This window comes from Streptomyces sp. SCSIO 30461, from assembly GCF_037023745.1.
GTDB lineage: Bacteria > Actinomycetota > Actinomycetes > Streptomycetales > Streptomycetaceae > Streptomyces.
Genome location: NZ_CP146101.1, coordinates 7204974 through 7231154 on the forward strand (window position 1 = coordinate 7204974; position 26181 = coordinate 7231154).

Consider the following 26181-nt stretch of genomic DNA (forward strand, 5'->3'; position numbering starts at 1 on the left):
CCGCGCTGAACGCGCGGACCGGCAGAGGCGCCCCCGCAGCCCGGACGTGTCCGATCAGAACGACGGGCGACCTGACTTGAACGCGTTCAGCAAGAGGTCTACAGTCCATGACGACAGCCTTTTGAACGTGTTCAAGGGAGGGTGGGGCATGGACCTCACTGTGCTCGCGTATGCCGTCTACCTGCTGATCAGCGTGGCGCTCACCGTCTGGGTGGCCCGCACGCTCAGCCGCAACGGGCGGATATTCCTCGCTGATGTGCTGAAGGGGAACGAGGATCTCGCCGACGCCGTCAATCACCTGCTGGTGGTCGGCTTCTACCTGGTCAACCTCGGCTTCGTCGCGCTCTATCTGAACCAGGACAGCACCGTCACGACCGCCCGTGGGGTCTTCGAAGCACTCTCGGTCAAGCTCGGCGTCGTGCTGCTGGTCCTCGGGATGATGCACCTGGGCAACGTCTACGTCCTCAACAAGATCCGCCGTCGCGGGATGATGGAGCGTGAGCAGATCCCGCCCGTGCCGCCCCAGGGCTGGACCGGCGCACGCGGCGACGGCCACTGGGCCCCGCCCGCACCCGCCACGGGCGTGTGAGCGGCTCATGGGGACACCGGTGAAGCGGCTGACGGTCCTCTACGACGCGCAGTGCTCGCTCTGCGTCCATCTGCGGCACTGGCTGATGCGACAGCGGCAATTGGTCCCGCTGGACCTGGTGCCCGCGGCATCGGACGAGGCCAGACGCCGCTTCCCCGGTCTCGACCACGCGAGCACCCTGCGGGAGATCACCGTGGTCGGGGACCGCGGCCAGGTGTACCGGTCGACCGCCGCCTGGATCGTCTGCCTCTGGGCCCTGGCCGATTACCGGCCGAAGGCCCACTGGCTTGCGACCCCGGCCGGCGCGCCCTTCGCCAGGGTCACCGTGCTGGCCGCCGCGAAGTACCGGGAGGCCACCGCGGCTTCCTGCGTGGACGGGCGGTGCGAGGCGCCGGTCCCGCCCGGTTAGGCTCGGGCACCGTGACCCACGAGAACGACCTCCAGGACGAGAAGCGCGGCAGGCCGGCGGCGAAGCCGGGCAAGAGCGAGCAGACCCGGACGCTCATCCTCGAGACAGCCATGCGGCTCTTCCAGGAGCGTGGATACGAGAAGACCACCATGCGGGCCATCGCCACGGAAGCCGGAGTCTCGGTCGGCAACGCCTACTACTACTTCGACTCGAAGGCGTCGTTGATCACCGGCTTCTACGACCGCATGACCCGGGAACACGCCGCCATGACCCAGGAGCGCCTCCGAGGAATCGAGGACTTCGAGGAGCGGCTGGAGATCGCGGTGGCGGCCTGGGTGGACTGCGCCCGCCCTTATCACGAGTTCGCGGCCCAGTTCTTCAGCACGGCGGCTGACCCGGACAGCCCGTTGAGCCCCTTCTCCGACGAGTCCCACCCGGCCCGCGCCCAGGCGGTGCAGATCTTCCGCGATGTGCTGGGCGACTCGAAGGTGGGAGCGAAGCTGGACACGGAGCTGAGCGGCCTGCTGCCTGATCTGCTGTGGCTGTATCTCATGGGCGTGGTCCTCTACTGGGTGTTCGACCGCAGCGAGGACACGGAGCGCACCCGGGCCTTCGTGCACAAGTGCACCCCGCTGGTGGCACGCACGGTCCGGCTCTCCCGTTTCAAGATCGTCCGCCCGCTGGTGCGGGACGCCGTGGACCTGATGCAGGAGTTCGTGGTGCCGAAGGTGCGAAGCGGCGTGGCTGAGTAGCCAAGCCGGGGGAATCCCGGCCTGGCGGCGTACGCTCGGTGCCCATGGTTGAGCATCGGATGATCGACGTGAACGGGATCCGGCTGCACATCGCCGAGCAGGGCGAAGGCCCGCTGGTGGTGCTCCTGCACGGGTTCCCCGAATCCTGGCACTCGTGGCGCCACCAGTTCGACCCGCTGGCCGAGGCGGGCTTCCGGGTGGTCGCACCGGACCAGCGTGGGTACGGGAGCAGCGACCATCCCGCCGATGTCGGCGCGTACAGCATCTTCCATCTGGTCGGTGATGTCGTCGGGCTGATCCAGGCACTGGGAGAGCGCCGGGCCTACGTCGTCGGGCACGACTGGGGAGCGCCGGTCGCCTGGCACACCGCGCTGTTGCGACCGGACATGGTGCTCGGCGTGGCCGGCCTGAGCGTGGCACCCTCGTTCCGCGGGCCGGTGCCGCCGCTGGCCGCCATGGACAAGCAGTTCGGCGGCCGTTTCTACTGGAACTACTTCAACCGCCCGGGTGTCGCTGACGCCGAGTTCGCGCGGGACACGCGTACCACGCTGCGCAAGTTCCTCTGTTCGGCGTCCGGCGACCACCCCGAGGTCAGGCAGCCACTGGTCGACCTCGAACGGGGCTGGCTCGCGGACATGTCCGACCCCGAGGTGCTGCCGCCCTGGCTCACCGAGGAGGATCTCGACTCTCTCACCGGTAGTTTCTCGCAGGGCTTCACCGGAGCCCTGAACTGGTACCGCAACCTCGACCGCAACTGGGAGCTCACCGCCCCATGGCAGGGAGCCCTGGTCACCAGGCCCGCGCTCTACGTCTACGGCGACCGCGACCCCGTCCCGGCGTTCCCGGGTATGCCCGAACTCATCGAACGCCTGCCCGCCCTCATGCCGAACCTGCACCGCAAGCCCGTCAAGCTCGCCGGGTGCGGCCACTGGACGCAGCAGGAACGCCCGGCCGAGGTGACCGAGGCTCTCGTCGACTTCCTCCGAGCCTGCTCCGGTTCCTGAGACGTCCTGGCTGTCAGGTCCGGTGGGCAGCTACCCGGCCGCGCCACCGGACCGCGTGCTTGACCGGGAACGTCAGCAGCCACGTGTACAGAGCCGCTTGCGGGGCGACGGTGAACGCCACCACCACAGACGCCGCGCAGACCAAGGCGACCGCGCCCTGCTCCGTGACGACGGTCCTGCCCAACCGGGCGGGAATGGGACGGGCCTGGAGGTGTGAGCGCCGCCAGATGCTGGTGAACAGCGCAAGGTGCAGCAGGCTGAGCAGGGCGACAGTGGCCGCGTAGGCGGACACCGCGAGGGGCTCCTCGCTGCCGTACTCGGAGAGCAGCGAGGTGGGGAACGGCAGCAGCGCCGCCGCGCCGAGGCCTGCCAGGGTCAGCCGGATGGTGAAGGTGTCGACCCGCCGTACCCGGTGCAGGATCTGGCGCTGGTCGCGCCAGAAGGCGCCCAGTACGCCGAAACTGAGCGCGTAGGCGGCGAGCTTCGGCCATACCTCGCTCATCTCGTGCCGAAAGCCCGCCGTATCCAGGCCCTCGGGCACCGAGACATCCAGCACCAGGAGCGTCATGGCGATCGCGTAGATCCCGTCGGACAGCGCGATGAGCCGCGCCGGGCTCTCCACATACGCGGACCCCGCACCGTCCGCAGTACCGTCCGTGCCACCGCTCACGCCCATGACCGCACGGTAGACCGCCGGCCAGTCCGGACGCCGCGCTGGAACGTCCTGCTGAGGGCCGTGTCCTGCGGCCCGACCCGTCGTGGCGGTGGCGGTGGCGGTCCGGACGGCGTTCAGGCCTGGCGGGATGCCAGCTCCACGACGGTGATGTCGGACGGTGCGCCGACCCGGACCGGGGGACCCCAGGCGCCCGCGCCGCGCGAGACGTAGAGCTGGGTGTCGCCGTAGCGCTCCAGACCGGCAAGGGTCGGATTGGCGGCGTCGGCGATCAGGTTGCCGGGCCACAGCTGGCCGCCGTGGGTGTGACCGGAGAGCTGGAGGTCCACTCCATGGCGTACGGCGTCGTGGATCACGACGGGCTGATGGGCGAGCAGCACCGAGGCGCGGCTGCGGTCGCGGTCCCCGAGCGCACGGACGAAGTCGGGCCCCTTGCCCTCGCTCTCGCCCGCGACGTCGTCCACGCCCGCGAGATCGAAGCCGGCCAGCTCGACACGGTCGTTGCGCAGCGGGGTGAGGCCGAGCTCACGGACATGGTCGACCCATGCGTCGGCGCCGGAGAAGTACTCGTGGTTGCCGGTGACGAAGAAGGCTCCGTCGGGTGCCTCGATCTGCGCCAGGGGCTCGGCGGCCCGTCCGAGGTCGGCCACGCTGCCGTCGACCAGATCGCCGACGACGGCGACCAGATCGGGCTGGGTGGCGTTGATCGTGTCCACGATCCGCTGGGCATGGGCGCGGCCGAGCACCGGCCCGAGGTGGACATCGCTGACGACCGCGATCCGGTAGCCGTGCGCCCCGCGCGCCAGCTTGGCGAGCGGCACGGTGACCCTCTTCACCCGGGGCCCACGCAGCACCCCGTACGTCCCGTAGCCGACGGTCCCGGCGGCGACCGCCGCGGCCGCGCCGCCCGCGACCCGGGCGACGAACAGCCGTCGTGTCACACCCCCGGAGGAGGGGAAAGGGGAGAACCCGGACGAACCCGCGGGGTCGGCGGGGTCGGCGGGGTCGGTGGGGTCGGCCGCGGGAGGGGTCTTCGGGGCCGTACCGGCGTCGAGAGGCTCAAGAGGTGCTGCGACCGAGGCTCCGCCGCCGTGGGCGACCACCGCGACGGACGGGGCCTCGGCTGCCGTCGGCAGAGCCACCCGGCCTGCATCCGCTGACCCCATGTCAGCCCTGTGCGCGAGCCAGCGCCGCAGCAGCGGCCGTACGCCCTCGGCCACCACCAGGGCGAGCGTCAGGTAGAGCAGCACCGCGAGCCACAGATAGCCCGGCCAGGCGAGCACCTGCTGGAGCCAGAACGGCACACCCGCCCGCCCCGAGGTCATCGCCCCCACGGAGAGCAGCGGCAGCAGTACCACGGCGACGGTGCCGATGTGGCGTACGGCACTTCCGGGCATGGTCGTGTCGCGGACCAACCGCCGCCACACGTACCAGTGCACGCCGCCGAACAGCGCGAGGACCAAGACGATCACCAGCAGAACCACCGGCATGGCAGCGCTCCCTCTTACCCGTGGTTCTCGTGGTTCGCAGCGGTCTCGTGGTCGTGGCGCAAGGCCCGCAGACCACGCAACCCGATGGCCCCGATCACCGTCCCCAGGAGAAAGGACGTGATGGCGAGCAGCAGATGGACCCAGAAGTAGGCAGTCGGGTCACCCGCGGCGTCGAAGGCGAGCCCGCCGGCGTCCTGCCACAGGTTCTTGATGAAAGTGACCCAGATGACCCAGCTCCATACCCCGAACACGAGCAGGAACCAGGAGACGGGGCGGCTGAGCTTCATGGACCCAGTATCACCGCTGTCCACCACTCCGGTACGGCGGGGTCCGGCGGATGGGCTGTCCCGGGGGAGCTCGCGGCGGGTCCTCCGTCCGGTGTCAGATTCGATGACAAGTCCATGTACTTTCTCGATCGTGTCTGCTTTGAAAAAGACCGCATTGACGGTCATCGCCGCCGTACTGCTGCCTTCGATCGCCGCCTCCCCCGCGCTCGCGGCCACCACGGCGCCCAAGGCAGCGGCCGGTGCCACCAAGGCGGACCCCAAGGCTCCGAATCCGCCCGCGCAGATGTCGACAGTCGGCGGTACTCAGCTCGGTGTCCCGGGCACCCAGGTCAACCTCGGCGCCAGCGCCCCGGTGCTGCCCAAGGACCTGTCGGCCCGCTCCTGGATCGTCGCGGACGCGGAGAGCGGCGACGTGCTCGCGTCCCACAACGCGCACTGGCGGCTCGCCCCCGCCTCCACGCTGAAGATGCTGTTCGCGGACACCCTGCTGCCCAGGATGAACAAGGACGACGTGCACACGGTCACCCGTGAAGAGCTGATGGGGGTGGGCGAGGGCAGCAGCCTCGTCGGGGTCAAGGAGAAGCAGTCCTACACCGTCCACGACCTCTGGCTCGGCGTCTTCCTGCGTTCGGGCAACGACGCCGTCCATGTCCTCTCCGCGATGAACGGCGGGATCGACCAGACCGTACGGGACATGCAGGACCACGCGGAGGAACTGCAGGCCCTCGACACCCAGGTGGTCACCCCGGACGGCTACGACGAGACGGGCCAGGTGTCGAGCGCGTACGACCTGACGCTGATCGCCCGCAGCGGTCTCCAGAAGAAGGACTTCCGCGAGTACTGTTCGACCGTACGCGCCCGGTTCCCCGGCGAGAAGAAACCGGGGAAGGCGCGGCCGACCTTCGAGATCCAGAACACCAACAGGCTGCTCACCGGCGCATCCGGCGTCAACGCCTACCAGGGCATCGCGGGCGTCAAGAACGGCAACACCACCCACGCGGGCGCGACCTTCACCGGAGTGGCCGAGCGGAACGGCAGGGTGCTCCTCGTCACGGTGATGAACCCGTCGTCGAAGGAGAGCCAGGCGGTCTACAAGGAGACCGAGCGCCTGCTCGACTGGGGCTTCGCCGCCGCCGGCAAGGTGGAGCCGGTCGGCGAACTGGTCCCGCCCAGGTCCGCGGTGACCGGCCCATCGGGCGGCTCGCAGTCGACCTCCGGTGGTGGCGGTGGCGACAGCGAAGGCAGCGGCGACGGAGACGCGAACGGGGAGGGCGTGAAGAACGGCGCCGAGCCCGAGCACGCCTCCGCAGCGGCACACGAGGGCTCCAGCGGAGTCGGAGTCGCGCTCGCCATCACCGGCGGCGTGCTGGTGCTGCTGGCCGGCGGGGGGCTCCTGGTCAACCGGCGCTGGCCGCTGCCCGATCTGGTCCGCCGCCTCCCTCGCCGCTAGGACCGGTCCGAGCGGGTTCCTGGGCGTCGGCGTCGGTGCTCGCGCTTCCGGTCGCCGTCCAGGACGCGCAGTACAGCAGCAGTTTCGCGGTGAAGTTCATCCACAGCAGCAGGGCCACCGGTACCCCGAAGGCGCCGTACATCGACCTGGCCGCGATGCCCGAGATGTACCCGCTGAGCAGCAGTTTGAGCAGTTCGAAGCCGACGGCGCCGAGCAGCGCGGCGACGATCAGCCTGCGGCGCGGCGGCTGCACCGCGGGCAGCAGGGTCAGGGCGTAGAGCAGCATCAGAAAGTCGGCGAGCACGGCGATGGCGAGGGCGCAGACGCGGAGCAGAACGCCCCCCGCGCCGGTGCGGTCGATGCCCAGCTGTTCGGCGCTCCAGCCCAGCGCGGTGGAGCCGAGGGCGGACGCGGCGAACGAGGCGAGCACCACCGCGCCGAAGCCGAGCAGCACCAGGGCGTCCTTGCCCTTGCGCACGATCGGGTTGCCCTCGTCGGTGTCGTCCAGCTCCCAGACCGCGCGCAGGCAGTCGCGCATCGAGCCGATCCAGCTGATGCCGGTGAGCAGCAGAAGGGCACCCGCGATCAGCCCGATCGTCCCGGCGTTGGAGACGAGGCCCTCGATGTCGAGCTGGTCGGAGATCCCCGGGACCTGGTCGGCGAGCCGGTTCTCCAGGTCCTTCAGCTGACCGTCGCTGAGCAGTGCCGCGCCGACCGCGGCGGCCACGGTGATCAGCGGGAAGAGCGCCAGGAAACTGATGAATGTGATCGCGGCGGCCAACCGGGTCCAGTGCACCCGGTCGAGCCGCTCATAGGTGCGCCAGGCGTGGGTCTTCATCAGGCGCCGCGCGAGCGGTCCGATGACGGGAATTCGGGTCAGCCAGTCCATGCCGTACGCCTGCCCTTCCGAGCCGAGATCGATCCGCACATCGAGCACGATCCACACATCGGCGCGGTATGGACCCGATCGTCAGACGCCCGCCACGGCCATGCCGTACATCGCCAGCCACACCAGCCCGATGACAGCCAGCGGCCGGTCCCGCAGGACGACCTCCTCGGGGGCACCGGCCGCGCCCCGGTCCGCGAAGACCGCGTAACGCAGCACGCCCAGGGTGAAGGCGATCATCGAGAGCTGGCGCCAGGGCAGCAGCGAACCGTTCACGGTGGCGGCGTCCCCGGACTCCAGCGCCCAGAGGCAGTAGCCGAGTACGGCGACCCCGGCCGCGAGCTGCCAGACGAAGCGCAGATATCCGGTGGTGTACGAGGTGAGCAGCGCCCGGGTCGCGCCACCCGCGTCCGCCATCCGCACGGCCTCCGAATAGCGCTTGGCCGCGACCATGAACAGCGCGCCGAACCCCGCGGTGATCAGGAACCACCGGGACAGCGGGATGGACAGCGCCACCCCGCCGGTCATGGCCCGCATCAGGAATCCGGTGGTGACCACGGCCAGGTCCACCACGAGGACGTGCTTGAGCCGTACGCAGTAGGCAAGCTGCATCGCGACGTAGGCGCTGAGCAGCGCGGCGGTCAGCGCGTTGCACAGCGCCACGGAGGCGCCGATCGTCGCCAGCGAGAGCAACGCGCCCGTGGTGTAGGCGGCGGATACGGGGACCTCGCCCGCGGCCACCGGGCGGCGGCACTTCACCGGATGGGCGCGGTCGGCTTCGGCATCGCGCGCATCATTGATCAGATAGACCGATGAAGCGGCCGTCGTGAAGAGTACGAAGACCAGGCCCAGTTGGGCGGCCGTGTCCCAGGAGGCGAGCTCGCCGGCCGCCACGGGGGCCGCAGCCACCAGGACGTTCTTGATCCACTGGTGCGGGCGGGCAGTCCTGAGCAGTCCGGTGAGCACGCCGCCCGTACGGCGGCGGGCGGGGGCGGTCGCGGTGGTACCGAGGCCGTCCGGGCGCCGCTCCGGCTGGTCCAGGACGACCGTACCGGGCTCAGCCATGACCGCCTCCTCCGCCGTCCCTGGCGTCACCCCTGCCCCTGCCGCGCGCTCTGCCTCCGGCGACCGGCGCGGACCGCAGCCAGCCCGCACCCAGACGTGCCGTCAGCCCGCCCAGCAGCGCACCCGCGGCCACATCGGTCGGGTAGTGGACCCCGACGACCAGCCGGGAGACGCACACCGCGGCGGCCAACGGCGGCACCAGCCGTCCCCCCGCCGGGCGCAGGGCGCCGAAGGCGACCGTCGCCGCGGCCGCGGCAGTGGCGTGCGAGCTGGGGAACGAGTGCCGGCTCAGGGTCTTCACCAGCGGTTCGAGACAGGGAAGGCGGGGGCGCGGACGCCGGACAAGGCGTTTGACGCCCATGCTCGCCAAGTGGGCCGCGCCCACCAGCGCGGTGCCGCGCAGCCAACCCTGGCGGCGTTCCCGGTCCGCAGCAGCGCACACCAGGCCCGCCGCAAGCCACACCGCGCCGTGCTCGCCGCCGTGCGAGAAGGCACGGGCCACGGCGGCCACGCGCTGATCCCGCCCGCAGTCGCGCAGGGCCGTCAGCAGACGCTGGTCGGCGTGCACCCAGTACGGCAAGGACGCCAAGCCCGGCATGGACGTCAGGTGCGGCCAATGCGTCCAGTCGACGTGTCGCATACGGGCGACTCTTCTCAACCAGAGGCCGTCATTCACGGCACATCTTTAATGACACCCGTTTAATCACCCATTTCGGCGAGTCAGGCGAGTCGGTGGAGCCCAGGGAAGAGATACCGGCAATTCACATATAAGGGGCGCTAGCGTCCGGGTATGCCCGCCGACTGCTCCGCCGAGTCCCGTGCCGCCGAATCCGGTGACGCCGCCACTGCCCCCCCTGCGAGCCCCGTCACCGTGACCGGCTGGGGCCGCACCGCCCCGTCCGCCGCGCGACTGGTCATCCGCCCCCGCACCCACGAGGAGGCGGTGGAAGCCGTACGCCACTGCGGCGGACGCGGTTCCATCGCACGCGGTCTGGGACGGGCGTACGGTGACGCAGCGCAGAACGCGGGCGGCGCCGTGGTCGACATGACCGGCCTCGCCCGCATCAGGACCGTTGACGCCGAAGCGGGCATCGTGGTGTGCGACGCGGGTGTCAGCCTGCACCAGTTGACGGAGGTGCTGCTGCCACTCGGCTGGTTCGTCCCGGTCACCCCCGGGACCCGCTATGTGACCGTCGGCGGGGCCATCGGCGCCGACATCCACGGCAAGAACCACCATGTCTGCGGCTCCTTCACCCGCCATGTCCGCTCGCTGGAACTGCTCACCGCCGACGGCGAAGTCCGTGTCGCCGTGCCCGGCACCGACCTGTTCGACGCGACGGCGGGCGGTATGGGCCTGACCGGGGTCATCCTGTCCGCCACGCTCGGGCTGCACCCCGTCGAGACGTCCCTGATGTCCGTCGACACGGAACGGACCCTGGACCTGGACGATCTGATGGTCCGGCTCACCGCCGGCGACAACCGCTACCGCTACTCGGTCGCCTGGATCGACCTGCTCGCGCGCGGCGGATCGACCGGCCGCGCGATCCTCACCCGCGGGGACCACGCGCCGCTCGACGCCCTTCCGCCGCACACCCTGCGGCAGCCTCTGGAGTTCCGGCCGCGACGGCTGCCCGCCGCCCCCGGATTCACCGGCCTCGCGCCGGACTTCGTACCGCGGGGGCTCATCGGCCGCACATCGGTGTCCTGGTTCAACGAGCTCTGGTACCGCAGGGCTCCTCGTTCACGTACGGGTGAACTCCAGCCGGTCTCGACGTTCTTCCACCCACTGGACGGCGTACCGCACTGGAACCGGATCTACGGGCGCAGTGGCTTCGTGCAGTACCAGTTCGTGGTCGGGTTCGGTCAGGAGGAGGCACTGCACCGGATCGTGCGGCGGATCGCACGGCACCGCTGTCCGGCGTTCCTCGCGGTGCTGAAGCGATTCGGCGAAGCCGACGCGGGCTGGCTGTCGTTCCCCCGGCCCGGCTGGACACTCGCCCTGGACGTCCCGGCATGGCTGCCCGGTCTCGACACGCTGCTCGACGCGTTGGACGAGGACGTGGCGGACGCCGGTGGACGGGTGTACCTGGCGAAGGACTCCCGGTTGCGGCCCGAACTGCTGGCGGCGATGTACCCGGAGGCGGAGCGCTTCCGGACGCTGCGCGCGGAGCTCGATCCGCGCGGGGTGTTCGTCTCGGACCTGTCCCGCCGCCTGTCCCTGTAGACGTCCACCGCCATCGCTCGAAGAAGGAGCACCTCATGAAGGACGCATTCGGCGCACCGCAGTCCCTGCTCGTCCTCGGAGGCACATCCGAGATCGGCCTGGCCACCGCCCGCCGGCTGCTGGCGCGGCGTACGCGCACGGTCTGGCTGGCCGGGCGGCCGTCCCCCGCCATGGACGAGGCCGCGGACTCGCTCCGGACCCTGGGCGCGGATGTGCGCACCGTGCCGTTCGACGCCCTCGAACCCGCACGGCACGAGGAGGTGCTGGGCAAGGTCTTCACCGAAGGCGACATCGACATGGTGCTGCTCGCCTTCGGTGTACTCGGCGACCAGGCGCGGGACGAGGCCCAACCGCTCTCGGCGGTACAGGTAGCCCAGACCAACTACACCGGCGCGGTCTCAGCCGGTCTGGTCTGCGCAGCGGCACTCCAGGCCCAGGGGCACGGCTCGCTGGTCGTGCTCTCGTCGGTGGCGGGCGAGCGGGCCCGCCGGGCCAACTTCATCTACGGGTCGTCCAAGGCGGGTCTGGACGCCTTCGCGCAGGGTCTCGGCGACGCGCTGCACGGGACCGGTGTGCATGTGATGGTGGTCAGGCCCGGGTTCGTACGGTCCAAGATGACGGCCGGGCTGCCCGAGGCACCGCTGGCGACGACTCCGGAGACGGTCGCCCTGGCCATCGAGACGGGGTTGCGGCGGCGTACCGAGACGGTGTGGGTGCCGGGGCGGCTGCGGGTGGTGATGTCGGCGTTGAGGCATGTACCGCGCGCGGTGTTCCGGCGGCTGCCCGTGTGAGGGCCGGGCGTCGGTCAGGAGTTGCCGCACCCGGGCCAGGGGCTCCACCGGACCGACCCCATGAGGACGAGCGCGAGAGACGCGATCGCGCCGCCGGTCTGCCGTGCGCCCCGACGGTGTCCACCACGGTGTTGCTGGTGGTGTCGATCACGGACACGTTGTCCGCGCCCTGGTTGGCCACGAAGGCATAGGTGCCGGATTGCGCCGCGGCGGGAGCGGCCAGGGCGAGCGGGGTCGCCAGCCCCGCGAGCACGGCGAGTCCCGCCCATCCCTACCTGGGCGCGGGCGCCGGGGCGTCGGAATCGACGGCGGTGCCCTGCGGAGGCACATTGTGCAGTCCGGATCCGCCGCCCCCGAAGTCGTACTCCCGCAGCTTGCGCCACACGGCGTCCGAACCCTGCTCGTACAACGCGAAGGAGGCGCAGGTCCACACCGCCTCGTAGCCCGCGAGCTCTTCGTACGCCAGGTCCATGGCCTCATCGGCGATGCCGTGGGCGATGGTCACATGCGGGTGGTACGGGAAGTGGAGCTCCCTGGCCAGCGGGCCGGACGGCTCCCTGACCTGCTGCTGGAGCCGGGTGCAGTCCGTCGCTCCCTCGACGACCTTGACGAAGACGACGGGCGACAGCGGGCGGAACGTGCCGGTGCCGCGCAGCCGCATCGGGAAGGACCGCCCCACGGCGGCCACCCTGCTCAAATGCCCCTCGACGGAGGGCAGCGCCGAGGCGTCGACCTCGGTGGGCGGGAGCAGGGTGACATGTGTGGGAATGCCGTACGCGGCGGCGTCACCGAAGCCCGCGCGCCGCTGCTGGAGCAGGCTGCCGAACGGCTCCGGGACCGCGATCGAAACGCCGAGCGTTACGGTCCCCACGTCGTACTCCCCTCCGGGTCTCCGGCCGCGTGTCCGGAACCCGGGTCGATGCTCTCTCCGGTGGTCGTCGTGAAGCCGGTCCGCAGCCGGTCCCCACAGCCGCCAGTGTGACGGCTGCGGCGGGCCTCCCGCCAGGGCCCTTGGTCTGCCCCCGGCCCCGATGCCTGTGTCCTTGGACTCACTGCTTCCGCTGCCTTTGCTCGGTGCCCTGGACCAGTGCCTGGACTCAGGACCGGACTCAGTGCTTGGCCGGCAGGAAACCCACCCGCTCATAGGCCTGGGAAAGGGTCTCGGCGGCGACCGCGCGGGCCTTCTCCGCACCCTTGGCCAGGATCGCGTCCAAAGTCTCCGGGTCTCCCAGGTACTCCTGGGTGCGGTCCCGGAACGGCGTCACGAAGTCCACCATGATCTCGGCGAGGTCGGTCTTCAGCGCGCCGTAGCCCTTGCCCTCGTAGCTCTGTTCAAGATCGGCGATGGCCGTACCGGTGAGGGTGGACATGATGGTGAGCAGGTTGCTGACACCCGGCTTGCGCTCGGCGTCGAAGCGGATCACGGTCTCCGTGTCGGTGACCGCGCTCTTGACCTTCTTGGCCGTCGCCTTCGGCTCGTCGAGCAGGTTGATCAGGCCCTTGGGGTTGGCCGCCGACTTGCTCATCTTGCCGGACGGGTCCTGAAGGTCGTAGATCTTCGCCGTCTCCTTCAGGATGTACGCCGACGGGACCTTGAACGTCTGTCCGAAGCGGCCGTTGAAACGCTCGGCGAGATCGCGCGTGAGCTCGATGTGCTGACGCTGGTCCTCGCCGACCGGTACCTCGTTGGCCTGGTAGAGCAGGATGTCCGCGACCTGGAGGATCGGATAGGTGAAGAGCCCGACCGTGGCACGGTCGGCGCCCTGCTTGGCGGACTTGTCCTTGAACTGGGTCATCCGGGACGCCTCGCCGAAGCCGGTGAGGCAGTTCATCACCCAGCCGAGCTGGGCGTGCTCGGGCACGTGGCTCTGGATGAACAGCGTGCAGCGCTCGGGGTCGAGACCCGCCGCGAGCAGCTGGGCTGCAGCGAGCCGCGTGTTGGCTCGCAGCTCCGCCGGGTCCTGGGGAACCGTGATCGCGTGGAGGTCCACGACCATGTAGAAGGCGTCGTGGGTCTCCTGCAACGCCACCCACTGGCGGACCGCGCCCAGGTAGTTGCCCAGGTGGAACGAACCTGAGGTGGGCTGGATTCCGGAAAGCACGCGAGGACTGTCAGAGGCCATGTGCAGCATTCTCTCAGGTGCCGCGGACAGTCCGGGAACGGTTTCCGGGCAGGTGCCGCGACTTCCCCGCCGCCGCTCTGCCCCGGGCATGTGCCCGGGGCAGAGCGGGGCAGTCCGACTGCGATCGGGCCGCACGGTTCCGGGAACCGCCGGGGGGCCGGAGCCGCGACGGGGCGCCCGGCGTGACACTCCGGGCCTGACGAGGATCGCCGGTGAGACGAGGAACACACGACCCCATGGCCTGGGCGGCATGACGCCGTCGTCGTCCCGCCGCCGTGCGTTCCGCCCACCCCACTCACCGGTGCGGACACCCCACGGCCCGGGTTGCGCCACTCAGGTTTCTTCCCGCTCCGCGCGAGCGACGATAGAAAGAGGCCGGAGAAAGGGGCCGGCGAAAGGGCCACCATCCCGGCCCGGGTTCGGCAGGCCATCGGCCCACACACCCACGCCGCAGGACGAACGGAGACCCCGTGTCTGCTACGGAGAAGGCGACGCCCACGGACAAGGCAATCGCCTCCGCGGAGGCGCACAGCGCCCACAACTACCACCCGCTGCCGATCGTCGTCGCGTCCGCGGACGGCGCGTGGATGACCGATGTCGAGGGCCGCCGCTACCTCGACATGCTGGCCGGCTATTCGGCGCTCAACTTCGGCCATGGCAACCGGCGGCTGATCGACGCGGCGAAGGCCCAGCTGGAGCGGGTGACGCTGACCTCGCGGGCGTTCCACCACGACCGGTTCGCCGACTTCTGCGGCCGGCTCGCCGAGCTGTGCGGCATGGAGATGGTGCTTCCGATGAACACCGGTGCCGAGGCGATCGAGACCGCCGTCAAGACGGCCCGTAAGTGGGGCTACCAGGTCAAGGGAGTGCCGCAGGGCCAGGCGAAGATCATCGTCGCGGCCAACAACTTCCACGGGCGCACGACGACGATCATCAGCTTCTCCACCGACCCGGAGGCCCGTGCCGACTTCGGCCCGTACACCCCCGGATTCGAGATCGTCCCGTACGGCGACCTCACCGCGCTGGAGCGCGCGCTCAGTGACAACACGGTGGCCGTGCTGCTCGAACCGATCCAGGGCGAGGCCGGGGTCCTGGTGCCCCCGGCCGGATACCTGACCGGGGTGCGGGAGCTGACCCGCGAGCGCGGTGTGCTGTTCATCGCCGACGAGATCCAGTCGGGTCTGGGCCGTACCGGCCGTACCTTCGCCTGCGAGCACGAGGGCGTGGTCCCGGACATGTACGTGCTCGGCAAGGCACTGGGCGGCGGTGTCGTCCCGGTCTCGGCTGTCGTGTCGTCCAGCGACGTCCTCGGGATCTATCGCCCGGGTGAGCACGGTTCGACGTTCGGCGGGAACCCACTGGCCTGCGCGGTCGCGCTTGAGGTCATCGGGATGCTGCGTACGGGCGAGTTCCAGCAGCGCGCGGCCGAGCTGGGTGAGCATCTGCATCACGAGCTGGGGCTGCTGGTCGGCGGCGGCGCGGTCGACGCGGTGCGCGGGCGCGGGCTGTGGGCGGGAGTCGACATGGCGCCGTCGCACGGTACGGGCCGGGAGATCTCCGAGAAGCTGATGGACCGGGGCGTGCTGGTCAAGGACACCCATGGGTCCACGATCCGGATCGCTCCCCCACTGGTGATCAGCAAGGAGGATCTGGACTGGGGTCTGGACCAGCTCCGCGCGGTGCTGGCCGGGGAGTGACCGAGCGCCGGGGCCTCGCGGCGGCGTGCCTCCGCGAGGCCCCGGCGACTCAGAGGATCACATGCGGGATGAAGCGGGCGTACTCGTCCGTGATCAGCCCCGCCGATTCGCGGATGCCGAGCCCCGCCGCCTCGTCCTCCACGACCCAGGCGCCGAGCACGACACGATTGCCGTCGAATTCGGCAAGCGGCGCGAGCTCCTGGTAGCAGCAGGGCTCGTCGCGTATGACGGGGTCCGCGTCGCCGGGCTCGTGGATGGTGACGCCCGCGCCCTCCCGGCCCAGCAGCGGCTTGGCCACGTAGCCGGTGGTCGTGGCGAGCTCGCGCGGACCGTCGAGATAGGACGGGAGCAGGTTCGGATGCCCCGGGTACAGCTCCCACAGCACCGCCATCAGGGCCTTGTTGGAGAGCAGCATCTTCCAGGCGGGCTCGATCCAACAGGTGGTCCCGGTGCCGCCGCCGTTGTCCAGGGTGTCCAGGACGTGCGGGCCGAAGGGGTCGGTGGCCAGCCACTCCCACGGATACAGCTTGAAGCAGCTGCGGATGAAGCGGAGCCGGTCGTCCACGAACCGCCCGGAGATCCGGTCCCAGCCGATCCGCTCGACCGACAGCGCCTCGGTGGCCAGCCCGGCCTGCTGCGCGGTCTCACGGAGGTACGCGACCGTCATCAGGTCCTCGCCGAGCTCGTCGCCGTCCGAGTGCGCGAAGTGCACCGGGCCGGGCGGCAACAGCGGTGCCTGCCGCTTCCAGGCGTCCACCAGACGCTCGTGCAGGGAATTCCACTGGTCGGCGCCCGGGAAGAGCTCCTCCATCCAGAACCACTGCGGACTCGCGGCCTCCACCAGCGAGGTGGGGGTGTCGGCGTTGTACTCCAGCAGCTTCGCCGGTCCCGTGCCGTCGTAGCGCAGGTCGAAGCGCCCGTAGAGGGAGGGCAGCTCGGCGCGGCGGCGCCAGGACTCGGTGACCCGCCGGGCCAGCCTGCGGTCGGTGATGCCGAGGTCGGCGAACCGGTCCTGCTCCACGATGTGCCCGGCCGCTGCCAGGCACATGACGTGAAGTTCCTCGACGACCTCCTCCAGCGCCTCGACCTCGGGCAGGGAGAACTCGTAGTACGCGCTCTCGTCCCAGTACGGACGCAGTGAACCGTCCGGGTAGCGGGTGAGCGGGTAGATGACGCCCTGCTCCTCGACGGTCTGCTGCCAGCCGGGGCGGGGCTCGATGGTGTGGCGTCTCATCGCTGCTCGGTCGTTCCCTGTGCCTGCGTCTCGCGCTCAGCCGCCGCTGGAGCCGGATGAGCCGAAACCGCCGGTCTTGACAGCCGACTTGTCGTAGCTTCCGCCGGAGGCCTTCCCGTTGCTGATGCTGCCTCCGTAGTAGTGGCGACCGCTGCCGCCGTCGTCATCGCACTCGTAGTCGGGCAGCACCTCGTACGTCACGGGGTCCACGCACCGCTCGTCCGGCTCCGAGCCGCAGGAGGTGAGCGTCGCCGCGAGCACCCCCATACCGCCGAGCACGACCGTCCCCGACCTCAGCCTGCGCCGTGCCATTCCCCGGCCCCCCGTTCTCGTCCTCGCGCACATGTATGCACATATCAAGCCAGCCCATGGAACGCCGCACACACTAGAGGGACGTGCCGTGCCGCCGTAAGCCCGGTCCACGAAGCCTCCCCATCTAGAGTCGGTTTGTGCACTTCGGGATGCTCTGCGCGATTGCCTCGGCGGTCTGCTACGGCCTGGCGACGGTCTTCCAGGCGATCGCGGCCCGCTCCGTCGCCGGCCCGGACGCGACCTCCGGGCTGGACACCGCGCTGCTGCTGCGTGCGGTGCGGCAGTGGCGGTACATCGCAGGGCTCGCCCTGGACGGCGCCGGCTTCGGTCTCCAGATCGTCGCCCTTCGCCTGATCCCGATCTACGCGGTGAGTGCGGCGCTCGCCGCGAGCCTGGCGGTGACGGCCGTCGCGGCGACCCGGCTGCTGTCGGTGCGGCTTACCCGGGTCGAGTGGGGCGCGGTGGGCATGGTCTGCGCCGGGCTCGCCATGCTGGGCATCGCCTCGGGCCCGGAAGGCAGCGCCACCCCGCCGCCCGCCCTGAAGTGGGTGCTGCTCGGTACGGCTGTCGTGGTGCTGCTGATCGGCGCGGCGGCCGGGCGCCTCCCAGGCCGCGCTCGGGCGCTGGTCCTGGGCCTCGGCGCGGGCATCGGCTTCGGAGTGCCCGAGGTGGCGGTGCGGCTCCTCGACTCGCTCGACTTCGGCAACCCGGCGCTGTACGCCATCGTGCTCGGCGGTGCCTGCGCCTTCCTGCTGCTCACCTCGGCGTTCGCGCACGGCTCGGTGACCACGGCTACCGCGGGCCTGGTTCTGACGGAGACCCTGCTGCCCTCCGCCGTCGGCGTCGTCTGGCTCGGCGACAGCCCCCGCGAAGGCCTCACCTGGCTGGCCGTCACCGGCTTCGCCATCGCGGTGGCGGGGGCGCTGGCCCTGGCCCGTTTCGGGGAACTGCCGGGACCGGCACGGGAGGGCCCGGGGGTCCCGGCGCCGCCCTGACACGGCCGGTCGTGAGGCCGGGTAGCCGAGGAGATCGAGGAGGTCCAGGTGGCCGAGGAGGCCAAGGAGGCCGAGGAGACCGAGGGGACCGAGGGGAACGGACAGCCCGCTCAGGGCAGCACCCGGCACAGCGCGTCGAGCGCGCCCGACCAGGCGCTGTCGGACGGAGTGCCGTAACCGACCACGAGGGCGTCACGCGTGGGCGGGGTGGCGGGGTGGCGGTAGTGCGACAGGCCCTGGAGGGCCAGGCCCTGCCAGGCAGCCGCCTGGAGGACGGACGCCTCGGTGCCCGGCGGCAGTTCGAGCACCGCGTGCATGCCCGCCGCGATACCGCTCACCGTGACCTCCGGGGCGCGCTCGGCGAGTGCCGCCACCAACTGGTCGCGGCGTCGGCGGTAGCGCAGCCGCATTCCGCGTACATGCCGGTCGTATGCCCCCGACACGAGGAACTCGGCGAGCGTGAGCTGGTCCAGCGCGCTCGTCGCCCAGTCCATCGGCCCTTTCGCCGCGGCCACCTCGCCCGCCAGCCCCGGCGGCAGCACCAGCCAGCCGATCCGCAAGCCCGGGGCCAGGGACTTGCTGGCGGTGCCGAGATACACCACCCGGTCCGGATCGAGTCCCTGAAGCGCGCCGACGGGCTGCCGGTCGTATCTGAACTCCCCGTCGTAGTCGTCCTCCAGCACCAGCCCGCCCGAACGCCGCGCCCAGTCGACGGCCTCCGCCCGCCGGTCGGGATGCAGCGCGACCCCCATCGGGAACTGGTGCGCGGGTGTGAGCAGCACGGCGCCGACGTCCTTCATGGCGGCGAGCTCGCCGGTACGGCTGCCCAGCGTGTCGAAGGACAGCGCGGGCAGCCGAAGGCCGGTATCGCTCAGCCGCTTGCGGTGCACGGCGTACCCGTACGCCTCCACCGCCACCTCCCGCACCTTCCGCTGCCGCCGCAGCACGGTGCCGAGCAGCGTCAGCCCGTGGACGAAACCGGAACAGATCACGATGCGCTCGGGCTCGGCGTACACCCCGCGCGCCCGCGCCAGATAGCCCGCGAGGGCGGTACGCAACTCGATGCGCCCGTAGGGATCCCCGTACCCGAACGCCTCATGCGGAGCGGCTGTCAACGCCCGCCGCGCCGCCTTGAGCCACTCGGCACGCGGGAAGGAGGCCAGATCGGGTGCGCCGGCCACGAGGCGGTGCGCGGGGCGCTGGGTGACCCGTTCGACGCGAGGCGAAGCCGCCTTCTGGTGCGCGGTCCTGCGCGGGGCCGCACGCTGGGCGACCCGAGTTCCGGAGCCCTGGCGGGCGGTGAGCCAGCCCTCGGCGACGAGTTCGGCGTAGGCCTCGGCGACGGTGTTGCGGGCGATGCCCAGATCGGCGGCGAGCGTACGGGACGACGGCAACCGCGTCCCAGGCGCGAGCCGCCCGGTGCGCGCGGCCTCCCGCAACGCCTCCACGAGCCCGGCGCGCAGCCCCTGTCCACGCAGTTCGAGGTGCAGGTCAGCCCCGAAGCCCGCCCATTCGTCCGCCATGGACGTGGACCCTACTCGCCCACGCGAAACGCCCGGCCGGGAAGCCCGGCCGGGCGTGAACGGGAGCGGGTCAGACGGTGCCGAACCCGCCCGTCCTGACACCGGCCACGAAGGTGCGGAAGGAGTCGGCGGCGAAGTCCAGAACGGGGCCCGCCGCGTCCTTCGAGTCACGGACCGGGACCACACCACGTGAGGCGACGAGGTTCGCGGCTACCTCGATGCAGGCGCCGCCGTTGCTGCTGTAGGAGGACTTGAACCAGCGGGGGGAATCGGTCGTCGTCACGAGGTGCCCTTCCGTAGCCGGGACTTGCGGAGGAATGAAGGGTCAGCGGGAGTCGAACTCACCCGTCCTGACACCCGTCACGAACGCGCGGAAGGACTCAGCGGCGAAGTCCAGAACCGGGCCCGCCGCATCCTTGGAGTCACGGACAGGGACCACACCGCGCGAGGCGACGAGGTTCGCGGCGACCTCGACGCAGGCGCCGCCATTTTCGCTGTAGGAGGACTTGAACCAGCGGGGGGAATCGGTCGTCGTCACGAGGTGCCCTTTCGTATCTGACTGATCAAGGCCACGGTCCCATCCTGCGAGAGGGCGTGGGCCTGAAGCTGATGGTAGGCCGTCAGCAAGGGCAGGACGAAAGTGCTTTCACGCTCCAGATGCCCTCGATGGGAGGACTCCGCGTACGACATCAGCGAGCGATCCGCCATCGTGAGCAGGTAGAGCGGCAGACTGAGCGGGCGCCGCTCCCCCATGGCGAATGGCGCGAGCTGGAGCACGCTGTTCGGCAGCTCGGCGAACTCCAGCAGCCGAGCCAACTGAGCGTCCATGACGCCTGATCCACCAACGGTGCGGCGAATACAGCCTTCGTCCAGCACCACGAACACCAGCGGCGGATTCGTCCGCAGCAGCACGGACTGACGCTCCGCGATGAGCGCGACGCGCTCATCCGCCTGCTCGCTGGTGATCGCGCCCCGCTTCACGACGCTGTGCGCAAGCGCCTTGGCGTATTCCGGCGTCTGGAGCAGACCCGGTATGACCCCCACCTCATACAGCCGGATCTCGGCGGCCCGGCCCTCATACCCGAGGAACTCCGGAAAGCCTTCCAGCAGACTCCCGTTCCGGAGCTCACGCCACTGGCGTTCGAATGTGTCGGCCGTTCCGACCAGACCGAAGGCTATGTCCGCCTTGCGCGCGAACCGAAGAGTCGGCATCTTGCGACCAGTTTCGACGGCCGAAACATGCGTGCCGGAATAACCCATCTCGAAGCCGAGGTCTTCTTGGCGCCAGCCGCGCACCTCGCGCAGCTGCCGCAGACGTGCACCGAAGGCTTCCGACGGGCAGCCCTCCGGGTTCAGTTCCTTGAGATTGACCAACTCGCCACCAACTCTCCGTTTCGAGTTGACACGTTGAGCGGCAGCCAACTCTAAAGCACCCTGGTGTCACTTGGTAGTGGAATCACTACAGAGAGGAGCGGCCTGTGCATGACACGAGCAATCCCGCTGAGCCGCAGGACCCCCCACACGTTCCGACCCGTGGCACGCTCCTGGTGGACGCGCAGGACAAGATCGGTGAGTTTCGCGGTGAGGCGCACGGGCTCTGGTACCTGCGTCCGATCACCGGAGGGTGCGAGTGGAGCGTGCGCCCGGAGGACGCCCGGCCGGCCGGCCCCGAGCAGCGGCTGCGCGCCGAGACTACGCGGGCGAACGCGCGCAGCAGGGATGAGTACCTTTGAGGCGCCGGCTCGCGTTCGTCGACTGGACGTTGCGGCCGGACCGGGATGACGACGCCCCGCCGACCACGTACGCGCTGCGGTGCCTCGCACTCACCGACGACGACAACGAATGCGCCGCCACCTCGCCCCCCGGCGACGACCCCACCGCACCGCAGACCTGGGCGTTCACACACCTCCGCGAGCACCCCGAACACACCAGCTAAGCCGAGGTGATCGAGCGTCCCTGGGTCATGTGGCGGGAAGGCGCAGCATGAAGCCCCGGTACGGCGAGCACCCCCGTCATCGGCTCCGAGCACCTCGAGATGCTCAAGACGATCAAGGTCTTCGCCTCCGGCGCACAGAAGGCCCCGCCAACGCGGGGCCTTCCCATGCCATCGGAGTGCAGAGGTGAGCTAACTTCCGGCGCTACGGCGGTTCTTCCACCACACCAGGGCCGCGCCGGAGCAGAGGAGGGCCGCGGCCAGTGCGGAGAGGAGCTTGACCGGGAGGCTGGATCCGGTGCCGGCGAGGTCGCCGTCCGGATCGCTCGGCCCCTGGGTAGGTTCACCTCCAGGCGTGCTGGTCGACGGATCGGGGGCCGGGGGCGAGGAGGGACCGTCACTCGGAGTGGGGGCGTCCGGCCCGGTCGGGGTCGGAGTCGGGGTGGGCTTCCCGCCTCCAGCCGTACCGGAGTTGTCGCCACCGAGCAGCGTGGTCCCTGTGTCCTGGTAGCCGAGTACCTCGTTCCGGGCACCCTTGGTCACTGACGGCAGGTTCGGCTTCTCGGCCTGGAAGTCGGCCTTGCTGATGGGCTGCTGGGGCTGCTGGGTCATATCGACGCCGCCTACGGTGTACGTCCACACCTGGCCGCCGACAGGGATCTCGTACTTGAAGTCACCTTCGGTGTACGACTTCCTCATCTCGCGCCAGACGGTCATCTTGTCCCAGTCGGCGTTCTTCCCGCGCAGCGGCCAGCGCTTGACGTTGTCGCTGTTGACGATCTCGGCGAACGAGCCGCCGAACGCATCAGGGTTTTTGGTGACGGTCTGGCGCACGTACTCGGCCGCGATGCGTGCCTTGTAGACGCGCCGCAGGTCGGCGTACTTGGCATCCTGGTTGACCAGCTTGGTCACCACCGGCACCAGCGTGTCCCGGTAGACGCGGATGTTGTGCCGCTTCTGTGCCTCGGTCAGCTCACAGGGCATCGCGCCGCCGGGGCCGGGGGTGCTGTAGTCCTCGTTCACCGCCTTGACATCCAACGGCGCGTCCAGGATGTAGAGGCCGTCGTCCTCCTGGCGCACCTTGGCCTTCTTCGGCGTGATCCAGTTCCGGGTCGAGCCCATGCAGGGGGCGCCGTCGACCTTGGAGATCTCGTTCCAGAAGCGACGGCCGGATTCGGTCTCGGGGTCCTGGGCACGACCGAAGTCGCGCTTCATCTCCATGTCGGCTTCAAGGAGGATGCGCCCAGCGTCGGTCTTGTCGAACGGCGCCTTCATGATGGTGTCGGGGTCGTCGGGGTTGAGGTTGACCCAGAAGTGATCCGGGGTGAGGGCGAGCCAGGTGAAGAACGCGTCATTGATGAGCTGCGCCTTCTCCTTGCCTCCCCAGCCGCCTTCGCCTTCCTCGGTGTTCTTCGCGCTGAAGGCGTAGGAAACGTTTCCCCCGGCCGTCTGCCCGATGTAGGAGATGTCGAGCGTCGAGAAGTCGATACCGCCGTAAGAGCGCATGTTCTGACCGGGGTCGGTAACCCTGCCGGCCGCGCGTTCCTGCATGCGCCGGACATCTGCCGGGGTGGGCGGCGACTGCCTGACGGTGTTGGCGCCGGCACCGAACGACGGCCTGTTCGGGTCCGGGGTCAGCAGCGTGGTGCTACGAGGGGTCCAACGGCCGGTCTCGAACCGCGGATTGGGGGTGGCGCCGTGCCGGTAGTACTGAACGCCGGCAGCCTTGTACTTGCCGACGGTGGTGGGGTCGGGGTGCTGGCCGTTGATGTAGACCACGCGCCATCCGCGCTTGACGAGTTCGGCGTCGATCTTGAGCTGACCGGGGCGGGACTGGTCGATCCCGGACTTCATCTCATAGATGGTCCTGGTGCGCGGATTGACCGCGTCGAAGGTACGACCGTCCTTCATCACGTTCTTGCCGAGGACGCGTTCGAGTTCCTTGTGCAGCTTGGGGTCCATGTCCTTGAGCCGCTTTTGGCACAGCCAGTCGACGCCGCCGAGGTTGAAGTGCCGGACGACTTCGCGTTCGAACCCGGCGCCACGCTTGTTGTTTCCCTCGTTGCGGGCGTAGACGTTGTTCAGCCACTCGTTGTAAGAACCCTCGTACTTCTTACTGGTGGCCTGGTTCTCCTTCCAGGACAGCACCGAGTGCTCAGGGCTTCCCCATGCGAAGTCCTTCTTCGTCTTGCCCGGGGGAATGGTGATCTTGTCGGGGTCGTCCAGGTCGCCGTACCCGAGAGCGAGATGATCGTAGTCATAGAACTTGTCTGCCGCGTTCGGGGTCTGCCACCTGTCGGGACCCGCGGGCTTATAGCCGGGAAGTGTGGAGCGGGGCGGCGGGGTCGGGCCGGTGCCGTACTTGTCCTGGCAGCGGTCCGGCCCGGGGGCTGCCTCAGCGGCCCCACCCAGGCCCGGTAACGGCCCGGCAGCCAAAGTGGCGGCGCCGAGCACGACAGCCACCGCACGCAGCCAGGAGCGGCCGCGCACACGTATCGCGGAGTGCATGAATCGGTCCCCTTACGGGGGCAGGGAAACAACGATCCGAGGGCAGGACCCCCGAATGGCGTGGCGCACGCCCCCCGTTGATGCGACCACGAATCGCCACCCTAATTCGCATCAACCCATTGGCAACAGGCGATAGATCGCCACACTCCGACCCAACACGTCACGTTTGCAGTTCACTTACTCCTTCGTCACACCTGACCCCTACGCTCAATCCATGCCCCTCAGCGAATATCCCCACAGCTCCAGCCAAGCCCAGACCGTATGGCTGGACGAGATCGCCATCGAAATCAGCAAACTCATCGCACACGACGGCCTGCCATTGCCCGGTGACTTCGTCTGCGACTACAGCCCCGCGAGCCTGCCCGCCCTGGAAGCCGCCGCCCTCGCCTACCAGGATCAGCCAGGCAACGCAGCCGGAATCAACCTCTACATCCGCGGGCTGGGCGCCTACCTCGGGGAAACCATCCTTTTCACCGCCGGAGGCCACTGGGACCGGTCCGGTCATGAGGACGACGATCCTGTCGTGATCGTCGATCCCGTCCACAAGGCGGGACCGGTCCACGTGTGCGAAATCGTCCGACGGGCCCTGGGTGAAGGAACCGGCGAAGTGTTCGCCGAGGAGCACGGATGGATGCAGATCGCCGCCGATGCGCAGCGGGAGAAGGATCCCACCTGGTGTCCGGTGAAGGAGGAAGACGGCGTACAGCGGCCCAAGACAGGGTGACATGACCAGCCTTCAGCGGATGGTGCGCGTCCCCCTCCTCCGCTGCCGGGCGTCATCGAGACGGTCGAGGCGGTCGAGGTGGTCGAGGTGGTCGAGAACCTCGACCAGTCGGGGCACCAGGGCCGTCGCCCCTGCGAGCCTGCTCGCGGGCGTAAGGGCCGTATAGCCGATGACAGGCATACGGGCGGCTCTCGCGGCGAGGATTCCGTTGGGACTGTCCTCGATGACCACGCATTCGGAGGGGCCCATGCCGAATGACGCGGCGCCCAGCAGGGAGGTGGCGGTCCAGCCGCCGACCGCGTAGAGGAGCGGTCCGGTGGCCGCGCCGATTGCGCCGCCGAGCGTGTAGAGGGTCATATAGGCCGAGGCGAGGCGGCCCCGGGCGTCTTCGATTCCGTAGACGACGCGCATGTTGAGCAGGTGGGTGGCGTTGGCGGCGGTGTCCAGGACCAGAAGCCCGACGATCAGCCAGCCGAGATGGCGGCCTCCTGCCCACAGTGCGGCGAAGGACGCGACACCGGAGATGAGCGCTACCCGGGTGGCCTGGTCTCCGGCCGCCCGGTCCCCGTCCGCACGGTCGGCAGCGGCGCCGAGCCGGCGGGCGGCGAGCGCTCCGGCGGCGCCGGCCAGGGCCGGCAGGCCGATCTGCGCGGGGCCGTACGCATAGGGCGGCTCGGCGAGGTGGAGGGCGACGGTCGACCAGAACACGGCGAACGCTCCGAACGAGCACGCCCCGATGAGCGAGCGCCGCCGCAGTCGGCGGTGGGTGGCGGCCAGGCGCACGGTGGCGCGCATCTGGTCCCGGTACGGGACGGCCAGGTCGGAAGGCGCCTGCGGCATCACGCGGGTCAGCACGGCGGCCAGCAGCACGGTGACGGCCGCCGCTCCCGCGAACAGAGCCCGCCAGCCGATGGCTTGCGCCACCAGGCCGCCGACCGTCCGGGACAGCAGCAGTCCGGCGAGGCCGCCGGTGAGCATCGTCCCTATGGCGCGCCCGCGTTCGGCGGGCGCGGCCAGTGCGGCGGCGTACGGGACGAGGGTGTTGACGACGGCTGCGGAGGTGAGTCCGATGACGGCCCCGGCCGTGAGGAGGAAAGCCGCGCTGCGGGCGGCGGCGGTCAGCGCCAGGGCTGCGGCACCGAAGCCGAGCAGGACCGTCACGAGGGGGCGGCGGGGGACGATGTCGCCGAGTGGGACGACGAGGACCAGGGCGAGGACGTAGCCCGACTGCCCGACGGCAACGAGGTGGTCGGCGGCATGCGGGCCGAGGGAGCGAGGGAGCGAGGCGGTCACCGTGCTGACCGACGGTTTCGTACCGGACGAGGTGTACGAGAGGGCGGCTGAGCACTTCGAGGAGGCGGAGCTGGCGCAGTTGATCGCCGCGATCACGGTGATCAACGCCTGGAACCGGTTCGGTGTCACCACGCGGGCTGTGCCGGGGCACTACACACCGGGGCAGTTCGCGCACTGAGCGGCCTGAGCGGACTGCGGGCACGGGGCCGAGGACAAGCC

General features: G+C 70.0%; 28 protein-coding genes and 2 pseudogenes. 13 read left to right on the plus strand and 17 right to left on the minus strand.

Annotation, left to right across the window (positions count from 1 at the left end):
- Window positions 1–148: 148 nt before the first annotated feature.
- The 4 genes from V1460_RS32300 to V1460_RS32315 are packed head-to-tail and all read left to right on the plus strand — an operon-like array spanning window position 149 to window position 2754.
- Window positions 149–589, plus strand: a complete 441-nt coding sequence (locus tag V1460_RS32300; protein WP_338677138.1) for a hypothetical protein — start codon at window positions 149–151, stop codon at window positions 587–589.
- A 7-nt stretch (window positions 590–596) separates the two neighbouring features.
- A complete protein-coding gene (locus V1460_RS32305) occupies window positions 597–998 on the plus strand; it encodes a DCC1-like thiol-disulfide oxidoreductase family protein (protein WP_338677139.1) in 402 nt (133 codons plus the stop codon).
- A gap of 11 nt (window positions 999–1009) precedes the next feature.
- The gene (locus tag V1460_RS32310) at window positions 1010–1750 is read left to right on the plus strand and encodes a TetR family transcriptional regulator (RefSeq protein ID WP_338677140.1); all 741 of its coding nucleotides are present in this window, start codon (window positions 1010–1012) and stop codon (window positions 1748–1750) included.
- A gap of 44 nt (window positions 1751–1794) precedes the next feature.
- Complete coding sequence (locus tag V1460_RS32315; RefSeq protein WP_338677141.1) at window positions 1795–2754, plus strand: alpha/beta hydrolase; 960 nt, start codon at window positions 1795–1797, stop codon at window positions 2752–2754.
- A gap of 13 nt (window positions 2755–2767) precedes the next feature.
- Here the strand turns inward: V1460_RS32315 and V1460_RS32320 are convergent, their stop codons facing one another.
- The 3 genes from V1460_RS32320 to V1460_RS32330 all read right to left on the minus strand — a co-directional run bounded on the left by V1460_RS32320 (window position 2768) and on the right by V1460_RS32330 (window position 5204).
- The gene (locus tag V1460_RS32320; RefSeq protein WP_338677142.1) at window positions 2768–3430 is read right to left on the minus strand and encodes a TMEM175 family protein; all 663 of its coding nucleotides are present in this window, start codon (window positions 3428–3430) and stop codon (window positions 2768–2770) included.
- A 113-nt stretch (window positions 3431–3543) separates the two neighbouring features.
- Window positions 3544–4917 (minus strand): metallophosphoesterase, encoded by a 1374-nt coding sequence (locus tag V1460_RS32325; protein ID WP_338677143.1) that lies wholly within the window; start codon window positions 4915–4917, stop codon window positions 3544–3546.
- A 14-nt stretch (window positions 4918–4931) separates the two neighbouring features.
- Entirely contained in the window at window positions 4932–5204 is a 273-nt protein-coding gene (locus V1460_RS32330) for an SCO4848 family membrane protein (RefSeq protein ID WP_338677144.1), read from the minus strand.
- Window positions 5205–5334: 130 nt separating this feature from the next.
- Between V1460_RS32330 and V1460_RS32335 the strand changes: the two genes are divergently transcribed.
- Window positions 5335–6654, plus strand: coding sequence for a D-alanyl-D-alanine carboxypeptidase (locus tag V1460_RS32335; RefSeq protein ID WP_338677145.1), 1320 nt, complete (start codon window positions 5335–5337; stop codon window positions 6652–6654).
- Here the strand turns inward: V1460_RS32335 and V1460_RS32340 are convergent.
- The 3 genes from V1460_RS32340 to V1460_RS32350 all read right to left on the minus strand — a co-directional run bounded on the left by V1460_RS32340 (window position 6602) and on the right by V1460_RS32350 (window position 9203).
- Window positions 6602–7543 (minus strand): YihY/virulence factor BrkB family protein, encoded by a 942-nt coding sequence (locus V1460_RS32340; RefSeq protein WP_338678297.1) that lies wholly within the window; start codon window positions 7541–7543, stop codon window positions 6602–6604. The two genes, V1460_RS32335 and V1460_RS32340, sit on opposite strands and share 53 nt — an antisense overlap.
- 81 nt (window positions 7544–7624) lie before the next feature.
- On the minus strand, window positions 7625–8605 hold the full coding sequence (locus tag V1460_RS32345) for a decaprenyl-phosphate phosphoribosyltransferase (RefSeq protein ID WP_338677146.1): 981 nt from the start codon (window positions 8603–8605) through the stop codon (window positions 7625–7627).
- Window positions 8598–9203 carry a phosphatase PAP2 family protein gene (locus V1460_RS32350; RefSeq protein ID WP_338678298.1) on the minus strand — a complete coding sequence of 202 codons (606 nt, stop codon included), beginning with the start codon at window positions 9201–9203 and terminating at the stop codon, window positions 8598–8600. The genes V1460_RS32345 and V1460_RS32350 overlap by 8 nt, the downstream gene beginning before the upstream one ends.
- Window positions 9204–9395: 192 nt before the next feature.
- Between V1460_RS32350 and V1460_RS32355 the strand changes: the two genes are divergently transcribed.
- The gene (locus tag V1460_RS32355; RefSeq protein WP_338677147.1) at window positions 9396–10829 is read left to right on the plus strand and encodes an FAD-binding oxidoreductase; all 1434 of its coding nucleotides are present in this window, start codon (window positions 9396–9398) and stop codon (window positions 10827–10829) included.
- A gap of 35 nt (window positions 10830–10864) precedes the next feature.
- On the plus strand, window positions 10865–11620 hold the full coding sequence (locus tag V1460_RS32360; protein WP_338677148.1) for a decaprenylphospho-beta-D-erythro-pentofuranosid-2-ulose 2-reductase: 756 nt from the start codon (window positions 10865–10867) through the stop codon (window positions 11618–11620).
- Between the two features lie 103 nt (window positions 11621–11723).
- On the opposite strand, the pseudogene V1460_RS32365 reads toward V1460_RS32360, so the two are convergent.
- The 3 genes and pseudogenes from V1460_RS32365 to trpS all read right to left on the minus strand — a co-directional run.
- A pseudogene (locus V1460_RS32365) lies at window positions 11724–11873 on the minus strand (YncE family protein); the annotation flags it as partial.
- Between the two features lie 18 nt (window positions 11874–11891).
- The gene (locus tag V1460_RS32370; RefSeq protein ID WP_338677149.1) at window positions 11892–12491 is read right to left on the minus strand and encodes a 2'-5' RNA ligase family protein; all 600 of its coding nucleotides are present in this window, start codon (window positions 12489–12491) and stop codon (window positions 11892–11894) included.
- A 238-nt stretch (window positions 12492–12729) separates the two neighbouring features.
- Window positions 12730–13743 (minus strand): tryptophan--tRNA ligase, encoded by a 1014-nt coding sequence (gene trpS, locus V1460_RS32375; protein ID WP_338677150.1) that lies wholly within the window; start codon window positions 13741–13743, stop codon window positions 12730–12732.
- A 470-nt stretch (window positions 13744–14213) separates the two neighbouring features.
- Between trpS and rocD the strand changes: the two genes are divergently transcribed.
- Entirely contained in the window at window positions 14214–15440 is a 1227-nt protein-coding gene (gene rocD, locus V1460_RS32380; RefSeq protein ID WP_338677151.1) for an ornithine--oxo-acid transaminase, read from the plus strand.
- A 49-nt stretch (window positions 15441–15489) separates the two neighbouring features.
- On the opposite strand, the gene V1460_RS32385 is transcribed toward rocD, so the two are convergent.
- Entirely contained in the window at window positions 15490–16674 is a 1185-nt protein-coding gene (locus tag V1460_RS32385; RefSeq protein WP_338677152.1) for a glutathionylspermidine synthase family protein, read from the minus strand.
- 36 nt (window positions 16675–16710) lie between these two features.
- Complete coding sequence (locus tag V1460_RS32390) at window positions 16711–16986, minus strand: hypothetical protein (protein WP_338677153.1); 276 nt, start codon at window positions 16984–16986, stop codon at window positions 16711–16713.
- A 149-nt stretch (window positions 16987–17135) separates the two neighbouring features.
- Here V1460_RS32390 and V1460_RS32395 point away from each other — a divergent pair, with 149 nt between their 5' ends.
- Window positions 17136–17981, plus strand: coding sequence for a hypothetical protein (locus tag V1460_RS32395; RefSeq protein WP_338678299.1), 846 nt, complete (start codon window positions 17136–17138; stop codon window positions 17979–17981).
- A gap of 110 nt (window positions 17982–18091) precedes the next feature.
- Here V1460_RS32395 and V1460_RS32400 read toward each other — a convergent pair whose 3' ends face one another.
- From V1460_RS32400 to V1460_RS32415, 4 genes are all read right to left on the minus strand, one after another.
- The gene (locus V1460_RS32400) at window positions 18092–19504 is read right to left on the minus strand and encodes a PLP-dependent aminotransferase family protein (protein ID WP_338677154.1); all 1413 of its coding nucleotides are present in this window, start codon (window positions 19502–19504) and stop codon (window positions 18092–18094) included.
- A 70-nt stretch (window positions 19505–19574) separates the two neighbouring features.
- A complete protein-coding gene (locus V1460_RS32405) occupies window positions 19575–19787 on the minus strand; it encodes a DUF397 domain-containing protein (RefSeq protein WP_338677155.1) in 213 nt (70 codons plus the stop codon).
- Between the two features lie 42 nt (window positions 19788–19829).
- Window positions 19830–20042, minus strand: a complete 213-nt coding sequence (locus V1460_RS32410) for a DUF397 domain-containing protein (protein WP_338677156.1) — start codon at window positions 20040–20042, stop codon at window positions 19830–19832.
- Window positions 20039–20878 (minus strand): helix-turn-helix transcriptional regulator, encoded by an 840-nt coding sequence (locus V1460_RS32415; RefSeq protein WP_338677157.1) that lies wholly within the window; start codon window positions 20876–20878, stop codon window positions 20039–20041. Before V1460_RS32415 ends, V1460_RS32410 begins: the two co-directional genes overlap by 4 nt.
- Before the next feature lie 104 nt (window positions 20879–20982).
- Here V1460_RS32415 and V1460_RS32420 point away from each other — a divergent pair, with 104 nt between their 5' ends.
- Together V1460_RS32420 and V1460_RS32425 are read left to right on the plus strand one after the other, a co-directional pair.
- A complete protein-coding gene (locus tag V1460_RS32420; protein ID WP_338677158.1) occupies window positions 20983–21237 on the plus strand; it encodes a hypothetical protein in 255 nt (84 codons plus the stop codon).
- Window positions 21234–21440, plus strand: a complete 207-nt coding sequence (locus tag V1460_RS32425) for a hypothetical protein (protein ID WP_338677159.1) — start codon at window positions 21234–21236, stop codon at window positions 21438–21440. Before V1460_RS32420 ends, V1460_RS32425 begins: the two co-directional genes overlap by 4 nt.
- Before the next feature lie 189 nt (window positions 21441–21629).
- Here V1460_RS32425 and V1460_RS32430 read toward each other — a convergent pair whose 3' ends face one another.
- On the minus strand, window positions 21630–23945 hold the full coding sequence (locus tag V1460_RS32430) for a hypothetical protein (protein WP_338677160.1): 2316 nt from the start codon (window positions 23943–23945) through the stop codon (window positions 21630–21632).
- A 214-nt stretch (window positions 23946–24159) separates the two neighbouring features.
- On the opposite strand from V1460_RS32430, the gene V1460_RS32435 reads away from it, so the two are divergent.
- A complete protein-coding gene (locus V1460_RS32435; RefSeq protein WP_338677161.1) occupies window positions 24160–24669 on the plus strand; it encodes a hypothetical protein in 510 nt (169 codons plus the stop codon).
- A gap of 12 nt (window positions 24670–24681) precedes the next feature.
- Here the strand turns inward: V1460_RS32435 and V1460_RS32440 are convergent, their stop codons facing one another.
- The gene (locus tag V1460_RS32440; RefSeq protein WP_338677162.1) at window positions 24682–25962 is read right to left on the minus strand and encodes an MFS transporter; all 1281 of its coding nucleotides are present in this window, start codon (window positions 25960–25962) and stop codon (window positions 24682–24684) included.
- Here V1460_RS32440 and V1460_RS32445 point away from each other — a divergent pair.
- Window positions 25949–26140, plus strand: a pseudogene (locus tag V1460_RS32445) (carboxymuconolactone decarboxylase family protein); the annotation flags it as partial. The gene V1460_RS32440 and the pseudogene V1460_RS32445 overlap by 14 nt on opposite strands.
- Between the last annotated feature and the right edge of the window lie 41 nt (window positions 26141–26181).

Bases quoted from the DNA above. Each gene is read 5' to 3' on its own strand.
- V1460_RS32300 (WP_338677138.1), top strand. From the start codon at position 149: ATGGACCTCACTGTGCTCGCGTATGCCGTCTACCTGCTGATCAGCGTG.
- V1460_RS32305 (WP_338677139.1), top strand. From the start codon at position 597: ATGGGGACACCGGTGAAGCGGCTGACGGTCCTCTACGACGCGCAGTGC.
- V1460_RS32315 (WP_338677141.1), top strand. From the start codon at position 1,795: ATGGTTGAGCATCGGATGATCGACGTGAACGGGATCCGGCTGCACATC.
- V1460_RS32320 (WP_338677142.1), bottom strand. From the start codon at position 3,430: ATGGGCGTGAGCGGTGGCACGGACGGTACTGCGGACGGTGCGGGGTCC.
- V1460_RS32325 (WP_338677143.1), bottom strand. From the start codon at position 4,917: ATGCCGGTGGTTCTGCTGGTGATCGTCTTGGTCCTCGCGCTGTTCGGC.
- V1460_RS32330 (WP_338677144.1), bottom strand. From the start codon at position 5,204: ATGAAGCTCAGCCGCCCCGTCTCCTGGTTCCTGCTCGTGTTCGGGGTA.
- V1460_RS32340 (WP_338678297.1), bottom strand. From the start codon at position 7,543: ATGGACTGGCTGACCCGAATTCCCGTCATCGGACCGCTCGCGCGGCGC.
- V1460_RS32345 (WP_338677146.1), bottom strand. From the start codon at position 8,605: ATGGCTGAGCCCGGTACGGTCGTCCTGGACCAGCCGGAGCGGCGCCCG.
- V1460_RS32350 (WP_338678298.1), bottom strand. From the start codon at position 9,203: ATGCCGGGCTTGGCGTCCTTGCCGTACTGGGTGCACGCCGACCAGCGT.
- V1460_RS32355 (WP_338677147.1), top strand. From the start codon at position 9,396: ATGCCCGCCGACTGCTCCGCCGAGTCCCGTGCCGCCGAATCCGGTGAC.
- V1460_RS32360 (WP_338677148.1), top strand. From the start codon at position 10,865: ATGAAGGACGCATTCGGCGCACCGCAGTCCCTGCTCGTCCTCGGAGGC.
- trpS (WP_338677150.1), bottom strand. From the start codon at position 13,743: ATGGCCTCTGACAGTCCTCGCGTGCTTTCCGGAATCCAGCCCACCTCA.
- V1460_RS32385 (WP_338677152.1), bottom strand. From the start codon at position 16,674: ATGAGACGCCACACCATCGAGCCCCGCCCCGGCTGGCAGCAGACCGTC.
- V1460_RS32390 (WP_338677153.1), bottom strand. From the start codon at position 16,986: ATGGCACGGCGCAGGCTGAGGTCGGGGACGGTCGTGCTCGGCGGTATG.
- V1460_RS32395 (WP_338678299.1), top strand. From the start codon at position 17,136: ATGCTCTGCGCGATTGCCTCGGCGGTCTGCTACGGCCTGGCGACGGTC.
- V1460_RS32400 (WP_338677154.1), bottom strand. From the start codon at position 19,504: ATGGCGGACGAATGGGCGGGCTTCGGGGCTGACCTGCACCTCGAACTG.
- V1460_RS32430 (WP_338677160.1), bottom strand. From the start codon at position 23,945: ATGCACTCCGCGATACGTGTGCGCGGCCGCTCCTGGCTGCGTGCGGTG.
- V1460_RS32435 (WP_338677161.1), top strand. From the start codon at position 24,160: ATGCCCCTCAGCGAATATCCCCACAGCTCCAGCCAAGCCCAGACCGTA.